Here is a 17,941-nt window from a genome sequence, read left to right on the forward strand (position 1 = left end):
GATAATAATGAGGGTTTTACTACTGCAAAATAGGGTTTCCTTTGTAAGAAAAAAAGCGTTTACCGCTTACTCCATCCGTATCGCCTCCACCGGATTGGCTGACGCTGCGCGAAGTGCCTGAAACAGGATCGTCAGCCAGGCGACCGCAACTGATATGCCTCCCGCTGCTAAAAATACGCCTATTCCCATGTCCGTGCGATACGCATATCCCGACAACCAATAGCTAAGCAACAGCCACCCGGCAATCGTTGAGATAACAAATGCTAGCCCAACCAGCAGAACAAATGACCGCGACATGAGCATGACAAGATTCGGAACTGACGCACCCAACACTTTCCTGATGCCTATTTCCCGCGTACGCTGTTGAGCAGAAAACGAAGCCAGTCCCAGCAACCCAAGGCAGGCAATGAATATGGCGATCCCTGCAAAATAACGCGCCAGCTGGCCCATGACCGTTTCTGATTCGTAGTACTGTTGATAGGTATCATCCAAAAACCGATAGTCCATCGGAAGGTTTCCATTGTATTCTTTGTATATTGTTGTCAGTCCGGCAAGGGCTGTTTCGATCTGCCCGGGCGCTGTCCGGGCAAACATAAACCCACAGTCTTCGGGTCGCAGGGTCAAAATGACCGGCTCAATGGGGGTGTGCATAGACGTAATATGAAAATCTTTAATCACACCGATAATTCGGCCTTTTCTCCCCCAGACTTCGAGCTCTTTGTCGAGCGGCTCTGTCAACCCCATCGCCTTTGCCGAGGTTTCATTGATCAGGTAGTTGGCTGAGTCAAGGGAATAGTCTGTAGAGAAATTTCTACCAGAAGCCAGGCCGATATGCATATTGTCGAGAAAGTCTTCATTGACCTTCAGTACGTGAAAGTACATTTCCAGATTGGGGTCTTTGCCTTCCCAGTCGGGGCTGCTGGTTGAGTTTTGAACCATAAGTGGATTCTGGTCTGAAATAGAAACCGAAGTTACGCCGGGTACCGACAGCATTTTTTCTTTCAACGCGGGAAAGTTGTTGTTCATATTTTGCGAATGGCCAAAAAATATCATGTTTTCTTTGTCCAGACCCAGATTTTGATTTTTGAGAAAATTTACCTGCTGATTTACCACCAATGCACCAATGATCAGCAAAATGGAAAGTGAAAACTGAAATACCACCAACCCCATCCGTATCCACACAGCGCTATTGCCAAATTTTAACGTCCCTTTCAAAATCTGTACTACCTGAAATGATGAGAGGAAAAAGGAAGGATAACTCCCTGATAATATTCCTGCAAATCCTGCAATGCCCAAAAATATCAGCCAATACTGCGGACTCGCATAGTCAATCGACAGATTTTTCCCTGTGAGCGAATTAAAAAATGGCATCAATAACTCCATTGACAAAACAACCACAACCATGGAAATCATTACAGTAAGGATCGATTCGCTCATAAACTGACTGATCAGCGAAGACCGGGTTGCGCCAATGACTTTACGTACACCAATTTCTTTGGCGCGTTTGACCGAACGAGCCGTCGCAAGGTTCATAAAATTGATACAGGCAATCAGAATCAAAAACAACGCTACCACTGAAAAAATGCGCACATAGCTGATTTTTCCACCCGAAGATTTCCCGTTTTCAAATTGAGAATACAGGTGTTCTTTTGTCAATGGATGTAAAAACAAACTCGCTTCAGCATCAGGGTAATGCCGGTTAATGGCTTCTTGTATATTCGCACTGGCAACTTTCCCGTCTGTATTTTCTTTCAGCATGACATACATCCAGAAGTTGAAATTCCCCCATTCTTTTTGCCATGGCTGATTTTCAACGAGGTCTTCGACAGAGAGCACAAAGTCAAACTTCAGGGAAGAATTGTCTGGAACATTAGCAAAAACGCCGGTTACCTTTACATCCCGGTTATTATTGATTCGAATGGTTTTCCCCAAAGTGTTGCCCTTCCAGTTTTCTCCAAAGTATTTGCGGGCAAGATCTTCAGAGATGACCAGCGACTTTAAGTCACTCAGCACATCTTCAGGGTTTCCTTCCAGCAGTTCGTAGGAAAAAACCTCAAACATTTCCTTCCCTCCATAAAGGCCCTCCTCTTTAAATACTTTATCGTCCAGCCCAAAATTGGCGGCCCGGCTTGTTCCCATGAGTACAACATGGGAAATTTCGGGATATTCTTCCCGCAATACTTTTTCCAGCGGTTGCGGCACCGTTCCCCAGGTCACAATTTCGCCTTCACTGAAAGTCATATTGCAGTAAACCCGGTAAATCTTGTCGGCGTTTGTGTGAAACCGGTCAAAACGCCATTCGTCAGAAACCCATAACAGCATAAACATCGCAGTGGTAATGCCGACGGTGAGTCCCAGAATATTGATAGCGGTAAAAGCTTTTTGCCGCTGCATGTTGCGCAGGGCGATTTTGATATGGTTTTTCCACATGGCAGTATAGATGATGAATGCAAATTTTCTCAAAATGCGAAGTCTGAAAAATCTGAAAACTTCCCACGAAAACAACCGCCGTGCATGGCCAGGGCCTTTCTCTTCTACACGACGGTAAAACAATTCGAAGAGATCACCTTCAATCTCTTCCAGCAGATCCGGATGACAATACCACCGGAGAAACTTCTGCGCCCAACGTGGCGGTTGAAATTGAGGATTCATGAATAGGCGATGTTAGGAATTTGCTGCCAGAGATCGTTGCGTATTTCCCGCGTTTGGTCGAGCGCATATTTCCCATTGTAAGTGAGGGAGAATAGTCGCTTACGGCGACCGCCTCTTTCAGCGGTGGCACCGCCCATCTGCGATTTGACAAAACCTTTTTCTTCCAACCGGTGAAGCGCTGTGTGTACTGCACTGATATTGACACTGCGGTCGGCCCGGGCCTGGATTTCATCCTGAATCGCTACGCCATAAGCTTCTTCATTCAGCACGCCTACCATGAGCAAAACCAGCTCTTCAAATTCCCCCAGATATGATCTTCCCATAGATTTATTATTTCTACAAAAGTAAATGTAATATATGTTTTACAAAAAAAAAGTAATATTTCTTTCACAATTGTAAACCATACAATCATGTAACACCATGATGCACATTAGGGTAATTTTTTTTAATTTTCACTTCCTATAAATTGACCCCTATGAAATCATTCCTCACCCTTATTGCTATTCTACCGATACTGCTTTTCCTGCCGGCTTGCGGAGAGAGCGATTCCGACGCAGAAACAACAGAAACCATCGCAGCGCCTTTTTTTGTGGCTAATCCGCAAATCGTGGCGGCGCAGGAAATCACAACTCTTCCCGTTGGTGCACAGGCACCTGATTTTAAATTGCCCGGTGTCGATGACCGGTATTATCAGCTCAGCGATTTTGATGATGCCAAAGTGCTCACCATTATTTTTACCTGCAATCACTGCCCAACTGCTCAGGCTTATGAAGACCGCATGATTGCCATTGCCAATGAGTACAAGGATAAAGGTGTACAAATGGTGGCCATCAGCCCCAATAGTCCGCCAGCTTTGTTACATGAGGAATGCGGATATACCGATCTTCACGATACTTATGAAGAGATGAAAATCAGGGCTGCAGATAAGGCTTTTCCATTTCCCTACCTCTATGACGGAGATAATGAAGAAGTCTCCATCAAATATGGCCCCGTTGCAACGCCCCATGCTTATGTATTTGACCAAAACCGCAAACTGCAGTACGTAGGCCGCCTGGATGCTTCTGAAAAACCGGGTACGGCTAATGCCGAAGATCTTCGCGCAGCACTGGATGCTGTCATCGCCGGCTCTCCGGTGGCCACACCGGAAACCAAAACTTTTGGTTGCTCAGTCAAATGGGCATGGAAAAATGAATATACCCTCAAAGTCGAAAAAGATTGGAAAGCGGCACCTGTTTCTCTTTCTGCCCTTGATGAAGCTGGGGTAAAAAATCTGGTAGCCAATGACTCAAAAAAACTTCGCCTCATTAATATCTGGGCTACCTGGTGTGGCCCTTGTATCCTTGAATACCCGGAATTTGTGGAAATCCACCGGATGTTTAAAGGCAGAGACTTTGAATTTATCTCTCTGACGGCAGATAGCCCCGAACATCACGATAAAGCGCTGGAGTTTCTCCAAAAACAGGCGTCCGCCCTTACCAATTACGCATTTGCCACAGACGATAAATATGCGCTGATAGAAGCCGTTGACCCCAACTGGAATGGCGCACTTCCCTATACCTTGCTGGTTGAGCCAGGCGGGAAAGTTGTCTATTCACAACAAGGAATTATCGACCCGCTGATTCTTAAAAAAACGATCGTAGAGCATCCGATGATTGGTCGGTATTATTGATATCAATATGAAAAATTTCCGCATATTTCTGGTTTTGCTTTGGGCAATGGGCCTGGCTGCCTGTGAAAATAACGATCCTTCGTCTGAATCCTCCACACCTTCAAATCCCAGCCTCAAAGTCAGCGATAATCATCGTTACCTGACGTTTGCCGACGGCAAACCTTTTTATTACCTCGGCGATACCGCCTGGGAATTGTTTCACCGCCTCAACCGGGAAGAAGCTGATCTCTATCTGGAAGACCGCGCGGCCAAAGGCTTTACCGTAATACAGGCAGTGGTACTTGCCGAGCTGGAAGGATTGACCGTGCCCAACGCATACGGGCATTTTCCCCTTACTGACAATGACCCTACCCAGCCCGTTGAAGACTATTTTGCCCATGTCGACTATATTGTCAATAAGGCCGAATCCCTCGGAATGTTTATCGGAATGCTGCCCACCTGGGGCGATAAGTTTAATATCCGATGGGGAAAAGGTCCAGAGGTTTTCACAACAGAAAATGCCCGGACCTATGGAGAATTTTTGGGCAACCGGTACAAAGACAAACCGATCATCTGGATACTGGGCGGCGATCGCAACCCGGAAAATGATACACAACTCGCCATTGTTCGCAGTATGGCTCAAGGCCTGGAGGCCGGAGACAATGGCAATCACCTCATGACCTATCACCCCATGGGAGGAAGCAATTCTGCTCAGTTTTTTCACAATGACAGTTGGCTGGACTTTAATATGTTTCAGTCAGGACATGGCCGCGTAAACGAGCCCAACTACGAAGTCAATCTCGCCAACTATGCGCTTATTCCCATAAAACCTACCCTTGACGGTGAACCCCGATATGAAGATCACCCGATCAACTGGAAACCGGCAAACGGCTGGTTTGATGCTGCCGATGTGCGACAAGCCGCCTGGTGGGGAGGTCTTTCCGGCTCTTGCGGGCATACTTATGGCGACCACAATATCTGGCAGATGTGGCAGGAAGGTAGAGAACCGATTTCGGCGGCGCGCACACCGTGGCAGCAAGCCATTCACCATCCGGGTTCTTCTCAGGTGGGATTTATGAAACAGCTACTGGAGGAAATATCCTGGTACAAATTGGTTCCCGCACCAGAATTGATCGCTGCTGATACTACTAACGGAGGGCGAAAAGTGATCGCTGCATGGGCCACAGATAAGTCTTTGGCAATGGCCTATACACCTTATGGATCTGACGTCCAGTTTGACAAAAGCCTTTTAGTAACTTCTTCCTTTAAAGGCTATTGGTTTGACCCGCGTACTGCCGACAGGTTGGAGATTAATGGAGAATTGATGGAAACAGGTCGGTTTGATCCTCCGGGTGAGCCTGGCAGAGGCAATGACTGGGTACTCGTTCTCCAAAAAGAATAACACACAAAGCCCGCTAATTTCTTTGGAAAGCTAACATTCCACTTCAAGAATATGCATTCCTGATAGAAATAGAAAGGATTTGAATATTTGTTGCGGAAGAAATTACTCAATTTCACATGAAATAGGAGTACCTGTAATTGTGATAAAAAATTACATCTCAATTGTAACCCTGGTATGTAGTATTCTGGTATTTTCAAGGTTGTCAGGTCATATGACCAGCCTGAAATTTGATCGTCTGGGAAGCCGGGAAGGGTTTGATGCCAGTATGGTTTACTGTACCCTGGAAGACAGTTACGGATTTATCTGGATCGGAACGGGAAAAGGCCTCTACCGGTATGATGGTGCTCGTTTTATTTTATTCAAAAGTGATAAAGAAAACCCTGCCTCACTTAGCAGCGACGTAATTAAATATATGCTGGAAGACCGGCGGGGAAGAATCTGGATAGCCACGCAAGGAGGGGGAGTAAACTGTCTGGACACAGAACACATGCGATTTAAGCGATATATGCACAATCCGGACGATCCGGCTTCTATCAGCAACAACGAAGTACTGTGCATGTTTGAAGACCACAAGGGCATTTTGTGGATAGGCACAGAAAATGGCTTGAATCTTTTTGATCCCGACACCGAAAGATTTACTACTTACAAATACCATTCGCAAGACCCCACCTCTATCAGCGAAATTGCCGTGCTGAGTATATTTGAAGACTATCTGCACCGTATGTGGCTGGGAACCTGGGACGGTGGCCTTAACCTTGCAGTGCCATGTGAGGATGAAAAGGGTAATGCGTCGTACACTTTTCGTCATTTCACCCATGACATAAGTGATCCGACCAGTATAAGCAGTGACAATGTGTGGAGTATATTTGAAGATAAAAACAGGCGCTTATGGGTGGGAACCTTTGGTGGTGGCTTAAATCTTCTCCTTCCCGGAAGTCTTCACTCTGATGAGGCAGATGACCCATTGTTTTCTCCCCGCTTTCTTCAGTTTGTAAATGAGCCGGAACGGGACAATAGCCTTTGTGATAATACCGTATTGTCAATCCATGAAGATCTTGAAGGGCATATATGGGTTGGTACGATGAATGGGTTGAGCATTCTTGATCCTGACCTTCCGCTGATACCACCTGCTGCCGGGGAAAAATCTACCATCACAGGCAGCCGGTTCCGCTTTCGCAATTTCTTTTCCGTTTTCTCCGACCCGGAAAGTCTGAGTCAAAATCACATCCGCAATATTTACCGCGACCGGGTGGGTACCATGTGGATAAGCACATTCAACGGTATTTCAAAATATGATCCGCTGGCAAGAAAATTTACGTCCTGTCTTCAAATGTCGGAAGTTGACCCCGGATATAATGTGAGCGCAATCTTATCGGATCAGTTTGGTAAAATATGGATTGGTACAGATGGTTCCGGACTTATCAGGTATAATATTAATACTGGCGAAAAACAATCATTTACCCATTCGTCAAAAGATCCCTCCAGTCTTCAGAGCAACTACGTATGGTCACTTTATGAAGATATCGCGGGCAATATCTGGGCAGGCACTTATGACGGACTCAGTCTCTATGACCGGAACGCGGATAAATTTACCCACTACTTTTTACCGGAAGACAAAACCATTCTGGAAGGTACCGATATCTGGGACATATTTCAGGATAAAGACCAAAGGTTTTGGTTGGGAACAGACCGGGGGCTGGCATTATTTGATCCTTCCTCAGGTAAATTTCAGCTTTTCCGCCATGACCCTGCCGACTCCTCCAGTCTTAGCCACAATCAGGTAAACGACATCACCCAGGATCGCAATGGGAATATCTGGATAGGCACAAACGGGCTTGGGATAAATCGTTTGATTGAAGAGCCGGGAAAGCCTATTTCTTTTAAACGTTATACGCATCAACATACAGGCCAGGGGTCGATAAGTAATAATACCATTTACAGCATCTACGCGTCTAAGGATGGACTCTGGGTCGGAACAGGTAATGGATTTGACCTCATTGATATCAACACAGAAACCATTACCAACTATGGAAGCGAAACCGGAATTGCCAATATTCAAATTTCGGGTATCACTCAGGATCATTTTGGGAAAATTTGGCTGAGTACCCGGCTGGGGTTGTCTTGTTTTGATCCTGCTACCGGTCATATCAACAATTACAATATAGAAGATGGATTGCAGGGAAATCTGTTTAATAGTCATGCGGTTTTTCAGAACCAGGCTGGAGATTTATTTTTTGGTGGAACAAATGGTATGAATGTATTTTCTCCCGAAGAAATTGCCCAAAACCCTCATATACCCGTCGTAAAAATCACTGGACTTCGCATTTTCAATGATTTGGTAACCATAAAAAGTGATCAAAATGAAGATGCGCTGGCGATACTTGACACAGAAATATCGCGTACACAGCAAATCCAGCTTTCTTACAAATATTCTGTCATCACTTTTGAGTTTGCGGCATTTAATTACACGCTTTCCCACAAAAATCAATTCTCCTACCGCTTGAAAGGATTTGAAAAAGAATGGAATATCGCAGACAAACGAAATACCGCTACCTATACCAACCTGGACCCGGGAACCTACACGTTTGAGGTAAAAGCATGCAATAATGATGGCTTGTGGAATGAGGAAGGAGCCTCGCTGAAACTGATTATCACCCCGCCATTCTGGGCTACCTGGTGGTTTCGGGTTATCGTGGCAATAGGTATCATAGGGCTGATCCTTTTGGTAAATTTCCTTCGTTCGAGGAAAATTATGGCTGACAAAGTTCTGTTGAAGGCGATGGTCGAAGCGCGTACCATAGAGTTGATTCAGGCAAATAAGGCGAAGAGTGAATTTTTGGCAAATATGAGTCATGAGATTCGCACCCCAATGAACGGCGTAATCGGTATGACTGACCTCCTTTCAGAGACACCGTTGGAGAAGGACCAGGCAGAATATCTTTCAACGATCCGCTCAAGTAGTGAAAATCTGCTGCGCATTATCAACGATATCCTTGACTTCTCAAAAATCGAATCTGGTAAAATGGAGATTGAGCAAATTCCGTTTGACCTGGGGGAATGTGTGGAAGACGTGCTCGAATTGTTTAGCCCTAAGGCTGCTGAAAAACATTTGGACCTCATGTATCTGATTGAGGATGACGTACCTGTACGTATTTCCGGAGATGTAATTCGCGTGAGACAGATATTGATTAACCTGATCAATAATGCGATGAAGTTTACCCTGGAAGGAGAGATTTTTCTTCGAATATTTGTCCGCAAGGCGCAAATACCGGCGATACATTCAGGCGCCCCGTTTGAACTTAAATTTTCTGTCATTGACACAGGAATAGGGATTCCCCGGGATAAGCTTGAAACCCTTTTTGAAGCTTTCACCCAGGTAGATGCGACCATTACCCGAAAATATGGCGGTACGGGGCTTGGGCTTGCCATTTCTTCACGGCTTGCCAATCTGATGGGTGGAAAGCTGGAGGTAGAAAGTGAAGAAGGAAAAGGTGCAACATTTACTTTCTCGATCCGAACTGCAGCAGCTTCACAGACCATGGCCTCGGTTCCCTCATCTGATAAAGTATGTCTGAAAGGCAGAAAAATTCTCCTCATTGACGACACGGAGCTCAATCGAAGGATTATCCATCATTATCTGAAAAAGTTTGGCTGTGAGGTCACAGAGTCAGACTCCGGCTGTGCCGCACTGGAAATGATTGCGCAGGGTTATCTGCCTGAACTCATCATTTCAGATATGCAGATGCCCGGTATGGATGGGGTGGCACTCACACAAAAAATCAGGGAAAGCCTGGGTAATGAAATGCCCCCCGTGGTTCTGTTTACTTCTATCGGCGACCTGGTGACTTTGAAAAAAACAGGGCTTTTTGCAGCTATTTTGCCCAAACCTATCAGGCAACGCCAACTGATGAAAGTGATAGAACAAACTTTCAACCTCCATCCGCAAATTCAACAATCACTCACTGCTCCTGAGACAGGAGTAATAGAAACCATTTACCCGATAAAAATTCTGATAGCAGAAGACAATCCGGTAAATCAGAAGTTGATTCTTACCGTTTTGAAAAAGGCAGGTTATGAGCCAGATATGGTAGAAAATGGAAAACTCGCTGTTGAAGCCGCACATCAACAATCTTATGATCTGATTTTTATGGATGTGCAAATGCCGGAGAAGGACGGGCTTCAGGCCACCCGGGAAATACGCAGGAGTTCCGAAATTTTGCGGCAGCCAGTCATCATCGCCATGACAGCCAACGCGATGCAGGGCGACAGGGAAATATGCCTGGCTGCCGGTATGGATGATTACATCAGCAAACCCTTCAGGAAAGCAGAAGTATACGAATTTGTCAACCGCTATGGCAAGCTGATTTTATATGGTCAGCCTGACTGAAATCGTTTGAATACTGCACATAAGTAGCGACAGATAGAAAACCACAAGATTTTTTCTATATTGGTTTGACAACCTGAAATAAACCTCAGGTTTTAAAACTAATGACTACTCCTATGCACAAAATTACCATGCTGGGTTCGGGGCTGATCGGCATGTTTTACACGCTTTCCCTTCACCAGCAAAGAGGTAAAGACCGGGTTATGCATGTATATTCCCGGCGGGAAGACCGGGCAAGCGAATTTGCCGCAAAATGGGGCATCCCCCGGTGGTCAACCAATATGGCCGATGCGATCAATGATCCAGAAACAGACGTTGTGGTCATTGGGCTGCCCAACAATCTGCACAAAGAAGCCATTCTACTTGCGGCAGCCGCCGGTAAAGCGGTTCTCTGCACTAAGCCGCTGGCTATGAACGGCCAGGAAGCCCTCGAAATCCTCGAGGCGGTGGAAAAAGCAGGCATTTTTCACGGGTATCTCGAAGACCTCGCCTATACCCCCAAAACGCTGAAAGCGCTGGACGCCGTAAGGAAAGGCGCCCTGGGGCAGATCACCTGGACCCGCTCGCGTGAAGCCCATCCCGGCCCGCACAGCGACTGGTTTTGGGACGCCAAACAATCGGGCGGCGGGGCGATCATCGATGTGGGATGCCATTGTATAGAAATCGGCCGCAACTTTATGGGCAAAAATAATCGCCCGATGGAAGTCATGTGCTGGGCCGACACCCTGGTCAAACCCATTGATGCAGAGGACAATGCCATCGGCCTGATAAAGTACGAAAGCGGGGCAGTGGCTCAGTTTGAAGTGAGCTGGACCTATCGCGGAGGGATGGATCTCCGCGACGAAGTCGCCGGTACAGAAGGCACCTTGCGTATTGACCATTTTACTCATACCGGGTATGAAGTATTTACCGCTGTGGGAATGGGGGATTATGTAGGTGAAAAAGTCGAAAGCGATAAAGGATGGATGTTTCCGGTAGGAGATGAGGTGAATGCCCTCGGATACAATCATATGTTTGAGGATATGCTGGAATCACTCGATGCAGGGAAAACGCCAATGGAAAGTTTTTATGACGGATATGTCGTCAACAGTGTCATGGATGCCTGTTATCGCTCTGCAAAATCCCGGCAGTGGGAAAAAGTCCATTTGCCCGTATGGCGGGGCGGAGAAAAGCCCGTAGAAAAAATCGGCTTTAAAGAATACGACGCCCAATATCTGTATCTGAAGGAAGAAAAAATGCCCGATGGGCGAAAGAAACTTATCTTACGCGAAAAATCAACGGGTACTGTTATCGAAAAAATCATTTAACCCATACTACCCTGACTAATTCAAAGATTATGAATGTAAAATTACGCACGCAGTTGTCATCCATGATGTTTCTCAACTACCTGATCTGGGGATTCTGGTTTGTTACGATCATCACCTTTATGACAAAAACGCTGGCCTTTTCAGATGCACAGGCCGGGCTCGCATTTAGTACCTATGCTATTGCGGCAATGATTTCACCGTTTTTTGTAGGGATGGTAGCCGACCGCTTTTTTTCGACAGAACGGCTTTTGGGGATATTACATCTGGTAGGTGCGGTATTAATGTATGCACTTTCTGTTACCCGTGAGTTTACCCCGTTTTTTATGCTGTTGCTGGCATACAATCTGGTGTTTATGCCTACCATTCCGCTTACCAATTCGCTTAGTTTTTATCATATCGACGACAGGGAAAAGCAGTTTCCCGGGATTCGGGTATTCGGTACGATCGGATGGATTGTTGCAGGCTGGGTGATCAGTGGAATGGGCGGAGAAACTACGGCCGTACCCTTGCAAATTGCGGCTGTTGTATCAGTTTTGATGGGAATCTATTGTTTTACCCTGCCACATACACCGCCAAAAGGAAAAGATACACATACGGGTATTAGGGAAATATTGGGCCTGGATGCCCTGGCACTGATGAAGGATCGCTCATTTGCCACTGTATTGATTTCCTCTTTTCTGATATGTATTCCGCTTGCCTTTTATTATGCCTGGACGAATGTGTATCTGATCGAAATCGGCGTTGAAAATACTGCCAGGCTTCAGACATTCGGTCAGGCTTCGGAGACGATATTTCTGATATTGATGCCGCTGCTATTTATCAGGCTGGGGATGAAAAATGTCATGCTGATCGGAATGGGATCCTGGGTACTGCGTTACGTATTTTTTGCCCTGGGGGCCAGCCCAATGATATTCTGGATGGTATTTATTGGTATCCTTCTGCATGGGGTCTGTTATGACTTCTTCTTTGTTGCGGGGCAGATCTATGTCGACAAGGCAACACCTGACAGGTTGAAAAGCTCTGCACAGGGATTATTGACTTTTGCTACTTACGGGTTGGGATTATACATCGGCACCTGGCTATCTTCCCAGGTGGTGAGTAGTTTTCAGACAGAAGGCGGGCACCATTGGGCGAGTGTATGGTATATCCCCGCAGCTTTGGCAGGAATGGTGCTTGTAGGTTTTTGGATGGCTTTTAAAGAAGTTACCAAAACCGAGACCGAGAAGGTCATTTCATAATTTCAATATCTTTAAACCATACCTCCATATCCATTCCCCCGTGGAGTTGGAGAGCGATAAATCCTTCGGTACGCCCGGAGTCACCGGTAAGGCGGGCAGTGACAGAGTCGTTGACTACAACGGTGATGTCCTGTCCGCGAGCCGAAACAGACATTGTGTTCCATTCACCGGGTTTGTACCATGAAGCTACGGAAGCGGAATCAGGCTGAACCACCCAGGCACGGCCCCCTGTTTCATACAATCCTCCGGCGTCTTTTTCCGGGTCTATTTCCGCCTGAAAGCCGTGTACACCTACAGTCTCTGCTACAGTATCTACCCGAAAATAAAGCCCGCTATTGCCTTTTACTGCTTTGTATTTCAGCCGTACGGTGAAATCTTTATAGCGATTTTCGGTAACAAGCAGACCGTGGCGTTTTTCTGAAGCAGGACTTTTGCCCAGGATCATTCCATCGGTTACTTCCCAGGTACCACCGGGAATGGGAAACCATCCTTTAAAGTTAGAACCATTAAATAGCGGTTCCCAGACTTCCGTCGGGGGAGGCGAGGCAGGCTCAGAAGTGCAGGCCACGAGCAGGAGGCAAAGGAAGGGTATCAGCCGGTGCATAGAGGCTTGGTTTTATGTTATGGGTAGGAAAAATATTCAAAAATCAAAAACAACTTGCGCTATATATAGAAAATATAATAAATTAGTTCACACATTTTTTGTACCAATTTATTTATTCAACCATGAACACGTACGTTAATCAACTCTGCGAAGACCTTCGCAGTCACCACGGCAAGTTTCCAACACTTCCCAACATCCGCGCTATTTCCCCCTATTCCGACTTTCCGGATTTTATGGAGGGGCCAATGATGTTTTTATTTGGCCCGAAATATGAGATGGCCGACCTTTTTGAAATCAGCCCTGAGGCATTCCCTCCGGTTGAAAAACTCAGCGCAGAACACATCCGGCAGATCAGTGATGCCATTCTCGGGCTGTGGGAAAGTCTCAATATTTATGCAGATCTTCCCAAAGGCGTACCGGCTGAAAAAATCTATCAGCAGCTTGTCCACAAGTGGGCCGAGTCTCCCATTCCTGTTCTTCCTTTTGGCCAGGTCCATCTGGAATTCTGCGACTATGAGTCATCTGATTGTCCCTGGGGAGATGAATATTGCAGGTGTAAAAGACAGCGAATGAAGGACAAAAAAATCAGACGCAGCGCAAAATTTCGGAAACATCTTTAATCCAACATAATATGCCTTATCCAACCATTATTGGCGCTATTGCCGGAGACATCATCGGTTCCCGTTTTGAGTGGGATCGGATCAAAACAACAGATTTTCAGTTACTTCATCCAGCCTGCGATTTTACGGATGACTCTGTGATGACCCTTGCCGTGGCAGAAGGCATATTGGAGGATAAACCCTTTGGTCCCCTGATGCACGCCTACGGGCGTGCATGGCCGGGGCGGGGTTATGGTGGCAATTTCTATCACTGGTTGGCTTCCGACAATCCGCAGCCATACGGAAGTTTTGGCAACGGGTCTGCCATGCGGGTGAGTGCAGTAGGGTTTGCCTGTACCACGCTTGCAGAAACACTGGAAATGGCGGCGCATACCGCTTGGCCCACCCACAGTCACCCGGAGGGAATAAAAGGCGCACAGGCGACGGCGGGCGCTATGTTTTTGGCGCGGACGGGGAGCAGCAAAAAAGAAATTGCCGAATATGTAACCACTACATTCGGATACGACCTGAGCCGGAGTATAGACGAGATCCGTCCGGGGTATTATTTTGACGAGACCTGTCAGTTGACGGTGCCCCCGGCGATCCAGGCATTTTTGGAGAGCGCAGATTATGAGGAGTCGATCCGGCTGGCGGTATCGTTGGGGGGAGACAGCGACACTTTAGCCTGTATCACTGGTGGCATCTCGGCGGCGTATTATCGTCAGATACCACAGGAAATACTGGACTTCGCCTATGGAATTCTTCCCGAAGAGCTGGGAGCCATCAGCCGCGCGTTTGATAGGAGGTTTGGGGGGTAGGGCCAGATAATTATCCGGCCCTACCTTATGGACATCACCACGTCCGGTTTTTCATGTACTCGTCGAGCTCCTTGCGGCTCATCGGGATCCTGTCTGGATTTTTGTCCAGCCACTTGAGGAAATCTGACTTGATGGCTTCACTCCATTTCCCGTCAATCTGACCGGGGGTGTATTTGCCGGCCTTCAGACCTTCAATGCCAAATGCATCCCGTAAGGCAATAAATTCGGCGGTGATCAACACCTCCTCCGCCAAATGGGCGGGGATGAATACTACTCCTTCGCGTTTTGCCAGCACCACATCCCCGGGAAATACCGTTACACGTCCTATGCGAATAGGGGTATTAATCCCCATCAACATCGATTCCTGTAAGTAAGATGGATCAAACCCGCGCACAAATGCATTAAATCCTTCAATTTGTGACAACCCGGCAAGATCGCGTACACCGGCATCAAATACGACGCCGTTGCCCGATTTTGCATAGATCGAGTTGCCCAGATTGTCGCCGATCAATGTTCCATCAATGATTTTACCGAATCCATCGGCAACATATACATCTCCCTTACTCAGCATATCAATCGGCCACGAATTTGCCGCGCCAATCCGCCCTTCTGCATGGCCTTTGTCAATCATGCGTTTTTCAAACTCGGGGCGTTTGGGCATATACACAGCGGTAAGTGCGCGCCCTACAACGGGTACGTCATTGTGTACCATCTGCCAGCCGCCTTCAAACTGGTTGTTATACCCTTTGTTGCGAAGAATCCCCCATGCCTCTTCCAGTGAAACAGCCTTCATCCTCTTCAAAATATCGTCTGATACTTTGGGTCTTCCGTCGGGGAACCGCTCACCTGTCCATTCCTGGGTATAATAGATGATTTGTTCTTTCGTAAGGGTTTGGGCTTTGAAACTTCCCATAGCCATCCACAGGATGGCGAAAAAGAGTAGTGCAGTTTTTGTATTCATAGCGTTTAGAAAATAGAGGTTTAGTAAATAAAGATTTGGTCCCCGGCCATTACTTCCTGGGTTTTTTCGTCAAACGTAACGCGTTTTCCGGTTCGTAATGCGGCGGTAGTCATAATATTGGCTGTCGAATGGTTAAACCCGGCCTCGACTGGGGCATTGGGCGTTTTTCGGCTGCGCACACATTCCATCCAGTTGCGCATATGCATAGAGGTCATATCATCAACACCTGTGTCGGCACCAGTTTCTGCTTTCGCTGCTTCGGAGAGTGAAAATTTTTCCAGCATATTGGCCTTCATACCCATTGCTTTTGCATATCGCTCCGATAGCCCGCCATTGGGCGTTACTTCGTTGGTGTCGAGGTTAAGCTCTCCGCCATTGGAGTAATAAATCTCTTTGGTCCCACCCGCACTGTTGTGCATGCGGGAAGAATAGACAACCTGAAAACCTTTGCTCATATCGTCAAGCGGACCGTAATCAAACACCGCTGTCATGGTGTCAAAATTGCTGCGACCATCGCGCCACATGTAGATGCCGCCGTTGGCGGCTACGCTGCGGGGATGATTGTATCCGCTAAACCAATGCACCGTGTCGATCTGGTGCGACATCCACTGCCCGGGAATCCCCGAGGAGTAGGGCCAAAATAAGCGGAATTCGCAGTATTTGCGTGGATCCCACTCGGCTTTGGGACGGTTCATCTGATACCGATCCCAATCTGTATCTTCTTTCCTGATCGAACTGGTGAGATCTGGCAGACGCCAGCGGCCCGGCTGATTGACATTCCAGGTCATTTCTACCATGGTGATATCGCCAAACTTTCCACTTTTGATGTAGTCGTATGCTGCCCAATAATTGCGGCCACTGCGGCGCTGAGAACCGATTTGTACAATTTTCCCGGTTTCTTTTACTGCATTTAATGCCGCACGGGCATCCTGCATAGTCTCAGCCATGGGCTTTTCGCAGTAAACATCACAACCTGCTCGTACGGCCTCCACAAGATGCAGCGCATGCTGAAAATCGGCGGTACTGATCAAAACCGCATCGAGATGTTTTTCTTTCTCGTAGAGTTCTTCGTTGTTTCGGTAGGTCTTGATTTTATTTCCGGTCTTTTCGGAAAGGAAGGCTTCTCCTTCATCTCTGCGGCGATTCCACAGGTCAGAAACAGCCACAAATTCAAAGTTTAGCTCCTTGTTGTGCTTGAGGAAAGCCGGGATGAGTGAGCCTCGTACCCGGTTGGAAAAACCTACAACACCCACCTGGACACGGTCATTGGCACCCAGAATACGCCCATAACTTCGGGCTGTAAGTGCCAGCCCTGCCGTAGCCAGGGCCGAATTTTTGAGGAAAGTTCTGCGGTTAGTCATAGTAGCAATTGTTAATGGTCAATGGTTAATTGTTAATTGTTAATTGTTGGTCAGACGCTGATGCCATACTCTCTCAGTGCATCATTGAGGGATACTTTCTTGTCTGTAGCGGGTTTGCGCTTGCCGATAATCAAAGCGCAGGAAACCTGATAGGTACCTGCCGGGAAATCTTTGGGAATTGATCCGGGGATCACCACAGATCTTTCGGGAATATAGCCTTTGTATTCTACGGGTTCTGGCCCCGAAACGTCAACGATACGTGAGGACGCTGTGAGTACTACATTGGCACCCAACACCGCTTCTCTCCCTACCCGTACTCCTTCTACTACAATACACCTGCTCCCAATAAATGCATCATCTTCGATGATGACGGGCGCAGCCTGCACTGGCTCCAATACTCCGCCAATGCCTACGCCTCCGCTCAGGTGTACGTTTTTCCCGATCTGGGCACAGGATCCTACCGTCGCCCACGTATCCACCATCGTGCCGCTGTCCACAAATGCACCGATATTGACGTATGAGGGCATCAAAATCACGCCGGAAGCTATAAATGAACCATATCGCGCCGTAGCCGGAGGTACCACCCGCACGCCCTGGGACTTATAGTCTTTTTTCAGGGCCATCTTGTCATGGTATTCGAAAGGTGGTACTTCTATTACCTCCATCTGGCGAATAGGAAAGTATAAAATCACGGCTTTTTTTACCCAATCGTTGACCTGCCAGCCGTCAGCGCCGGGTTCTGCACAACGAAGTTGTCCCTTGTCCAGCAATTCGACGACACTGGCAATGGCAGATTGTGTTTCCGGTGTATGTAAGAGGGAACGATCTTCCCAGGCTGCTTCAATTATTTTTTGTAATTCTTTCATAAAAATCGGTTTGGACGGTTAATTTAATAAAGGATTGGAAAGGATTACAGAATCCTAGCATAAAATGGTAAATCCGGGGCAGAGAAAGGAGTTTTTATAAT

The 17,941-nt window shown here is 47.0% G+C and carries 13 protein-coding genes; 7 read left to right on the forward strand and 6 right to left on the reverse strand.

Annotated features, from left to right (window positions below; genetic code table 11):
* Positions 1-66 precede the first annotated feature (66 nt).
* Together R3D00_28730 and R3D00_28735 are read right to left on the reverse strand one after the other, a co-directional pair.
* Positions 67-2,652, reverse strand: a complete 2,586-nt coding sequence (locus R3D00_28730; GenBank protein ID MEZ4777196.1) for an ABC transporter permease — start codon at positions 2,650-2,652, stop codon at positions 67-69.
* Positions 2,649-2,975 carry a PadR family transcriptional regulator gene (locus R3D00_28735; GenBank protein ID MEZ4777197.1) on the reverse strand — a complete coding sequence of 109 codons (327 nt, stop codon included), beginning with the start codon at positions 2,973-2,975 and terminating at the stop codon, positions 2,649-2,651. The genes R3D00_28730 and R3D00_28735 overlap by 4 nt, the downstream gene beginning before the upstream one ends.
* Before the next feature lie 152 nt (positions 2,976-3,127).
* On the opposite strand from R3D00_28735, the gene R3D00_28740 reads away from it, so the two are divergent.
* The 5 genes from R3D00_28740 to R3D00_28760 all read left to right on the forward strand — a co-directional run bounded on the left by R3D00_28740 (position 3,128) and on the right by R3D00_28760 (position 12,631).
* The gene (locus tag R3D00_28740) at positions 3,128-4,321 is read left to right on the forward strand and encodes a redoxin domain-containing protein (protein MEZ4777198.1); all 1,194 of its coding nucleotides are present in this window, start codon (positions 3,128-3,130) and stop codon (positions 4,319-4,321) included.
* Between the two features lie 7 nt (positions 4,322-4,328).
* Positions 4,329-5,702: a glycoside hydrolase family 140 protein gene (locus R3D00_28745; GenBank protein MEZ4777199.1), complete on the forward strand. Its 1,374-nt coding sequence runs from the start codon at positions 4,329-4,331 to the stop codon at positions 5,700-5,702.
* Positions 5,703-5,841: 139 nt separating this feature from the next.
* Positions 5,842-10,089 (forward strand): two-component regulator propeller domain-containing protein, encoded by a 4,248-nt coding sequence (locus R3D00_28750; protein MEZ4777200.1) that lies wholly within the window; start codon positions 5,842-5,844, stop codon positions 10,087-10,089.
* 113 nt (positions 10,090-10,202) lie between these two features.
* A complete protein-coding gene (locus R3D00_28755; protein ID MEZ4777201.1) occupies positions 10,203-11,393 on the forward strand; it encodes a Gfo/Idh/MocA family oxidoreductase in 1,191 nt (396 codons plus the stop codon).
* 29 nt (positions 11,394-11,422) lie between these two features.
* On the forward strand, positions 11,423-12,631 hold the full coding sequence (locus tag R3D00_28760) for a nucleoside permease (GenBank protein ID MEZ4777202.1): 1,209 nt from the start codon (positions 11,423-11,425) through the stop codon (positions 12,629-12,631).
* On the opposite strand, the gene R3D00_28765 is transcribed toward R3D00_28760, so the two are convergent.
* Positions 12,621-13,235, reverse strand: a complete 615-nt coding sequence (locus tag R3D00_28765; protein ID MEZ4777203.1) for a DUF1080 domain-containing protein — start codon at positions 13,233-13,235, stop codon at positions 12,621-12,623. The genes R3D00_28760 and R3D00_28765 overlap by 11 nt on opposite strands.
* Positions 13,236-13,357: 122 nt before the next feature.
* On the opposite strand from R3D00_28765, the gene R3D00_28770 reads away from it, so the two are divergent.
* Complete coding sequence (locus R3D00_28770; GenBank protein MEZ4777204.1) at positions 13,358-13,855, forward strand: hypothetical protein; 498 nt, start codon at positions 13,358-13,360, stop codon at positions 13,853-13,855.
* Between the two features lie 11 nt (positions 13,856-13,866).
* Positions 13,867-14,652, forward strand: a complete 786-nt coding sequence (locus tag R3D00_28775) for an ADP-ribosylglycohydrolase family protein (GenBank protein ID MEZ4777205.1) — start codon at positions 13,867-13,869, stop codon at positions 14,650-14,652.
* A 34-nt stretch (positions 14,653-14,686) separates the two neighbouring features.
* Here R3D00_28775 and R3D00_28780 read toward each other — a convergent pair whose 3' ends face one another.
* Genes R3D00_28780 through R3D00_28790 form a run of 3 tightly spaced genes read right to left on the reverse strand, consistent with a single transcriptional unit; the run spans position 14,687 to position 17,840 of the window.
* Entirely contained in the window at positions 14,687-15,613 is a 927-nt protein-coding gene (locus R3D00_28780) for an RraA family protein (protein MEZ4777206.1), read from the reverse strand.
* A 20-nt stretch (positions 15,614-15,633) separates the two neighbouring features.
* Entirely contained in the window at positions 15,634-16,974 is a 1,341-nt protein-coding gene (locus R3D00_28785) for a Gfo/Idh/MocA family oxidoreductase (GenBank protein MEZ4777207.1), read from the reverse strand.
* Positions 16,975-17,024: 50 nt separating this feature from the next.
* Positions 17,025-17,840 (reverse strand): 2,3,4,5-tetrahydropyridine-2,6-dicarboxylate N-succinyltransferase, encoded by an 816-nt coding sequence (locus tag R3D00_28790; GenBank protein ID MEZ4777208.1) that lies wholly within the window; start codon positions 17,838-17,840, stop codon positions 17,025-17,027.
* Positions 17,841-17,941: the final 101 nt, after the last annotated feature.

Source organism: Bacteroidia bacterium (assembly GCA_041391665.1).
Classification (GTDB): Bacteria; Bacteroidota; Bacteroidia; order J057; family J057; genus JAGQVA01.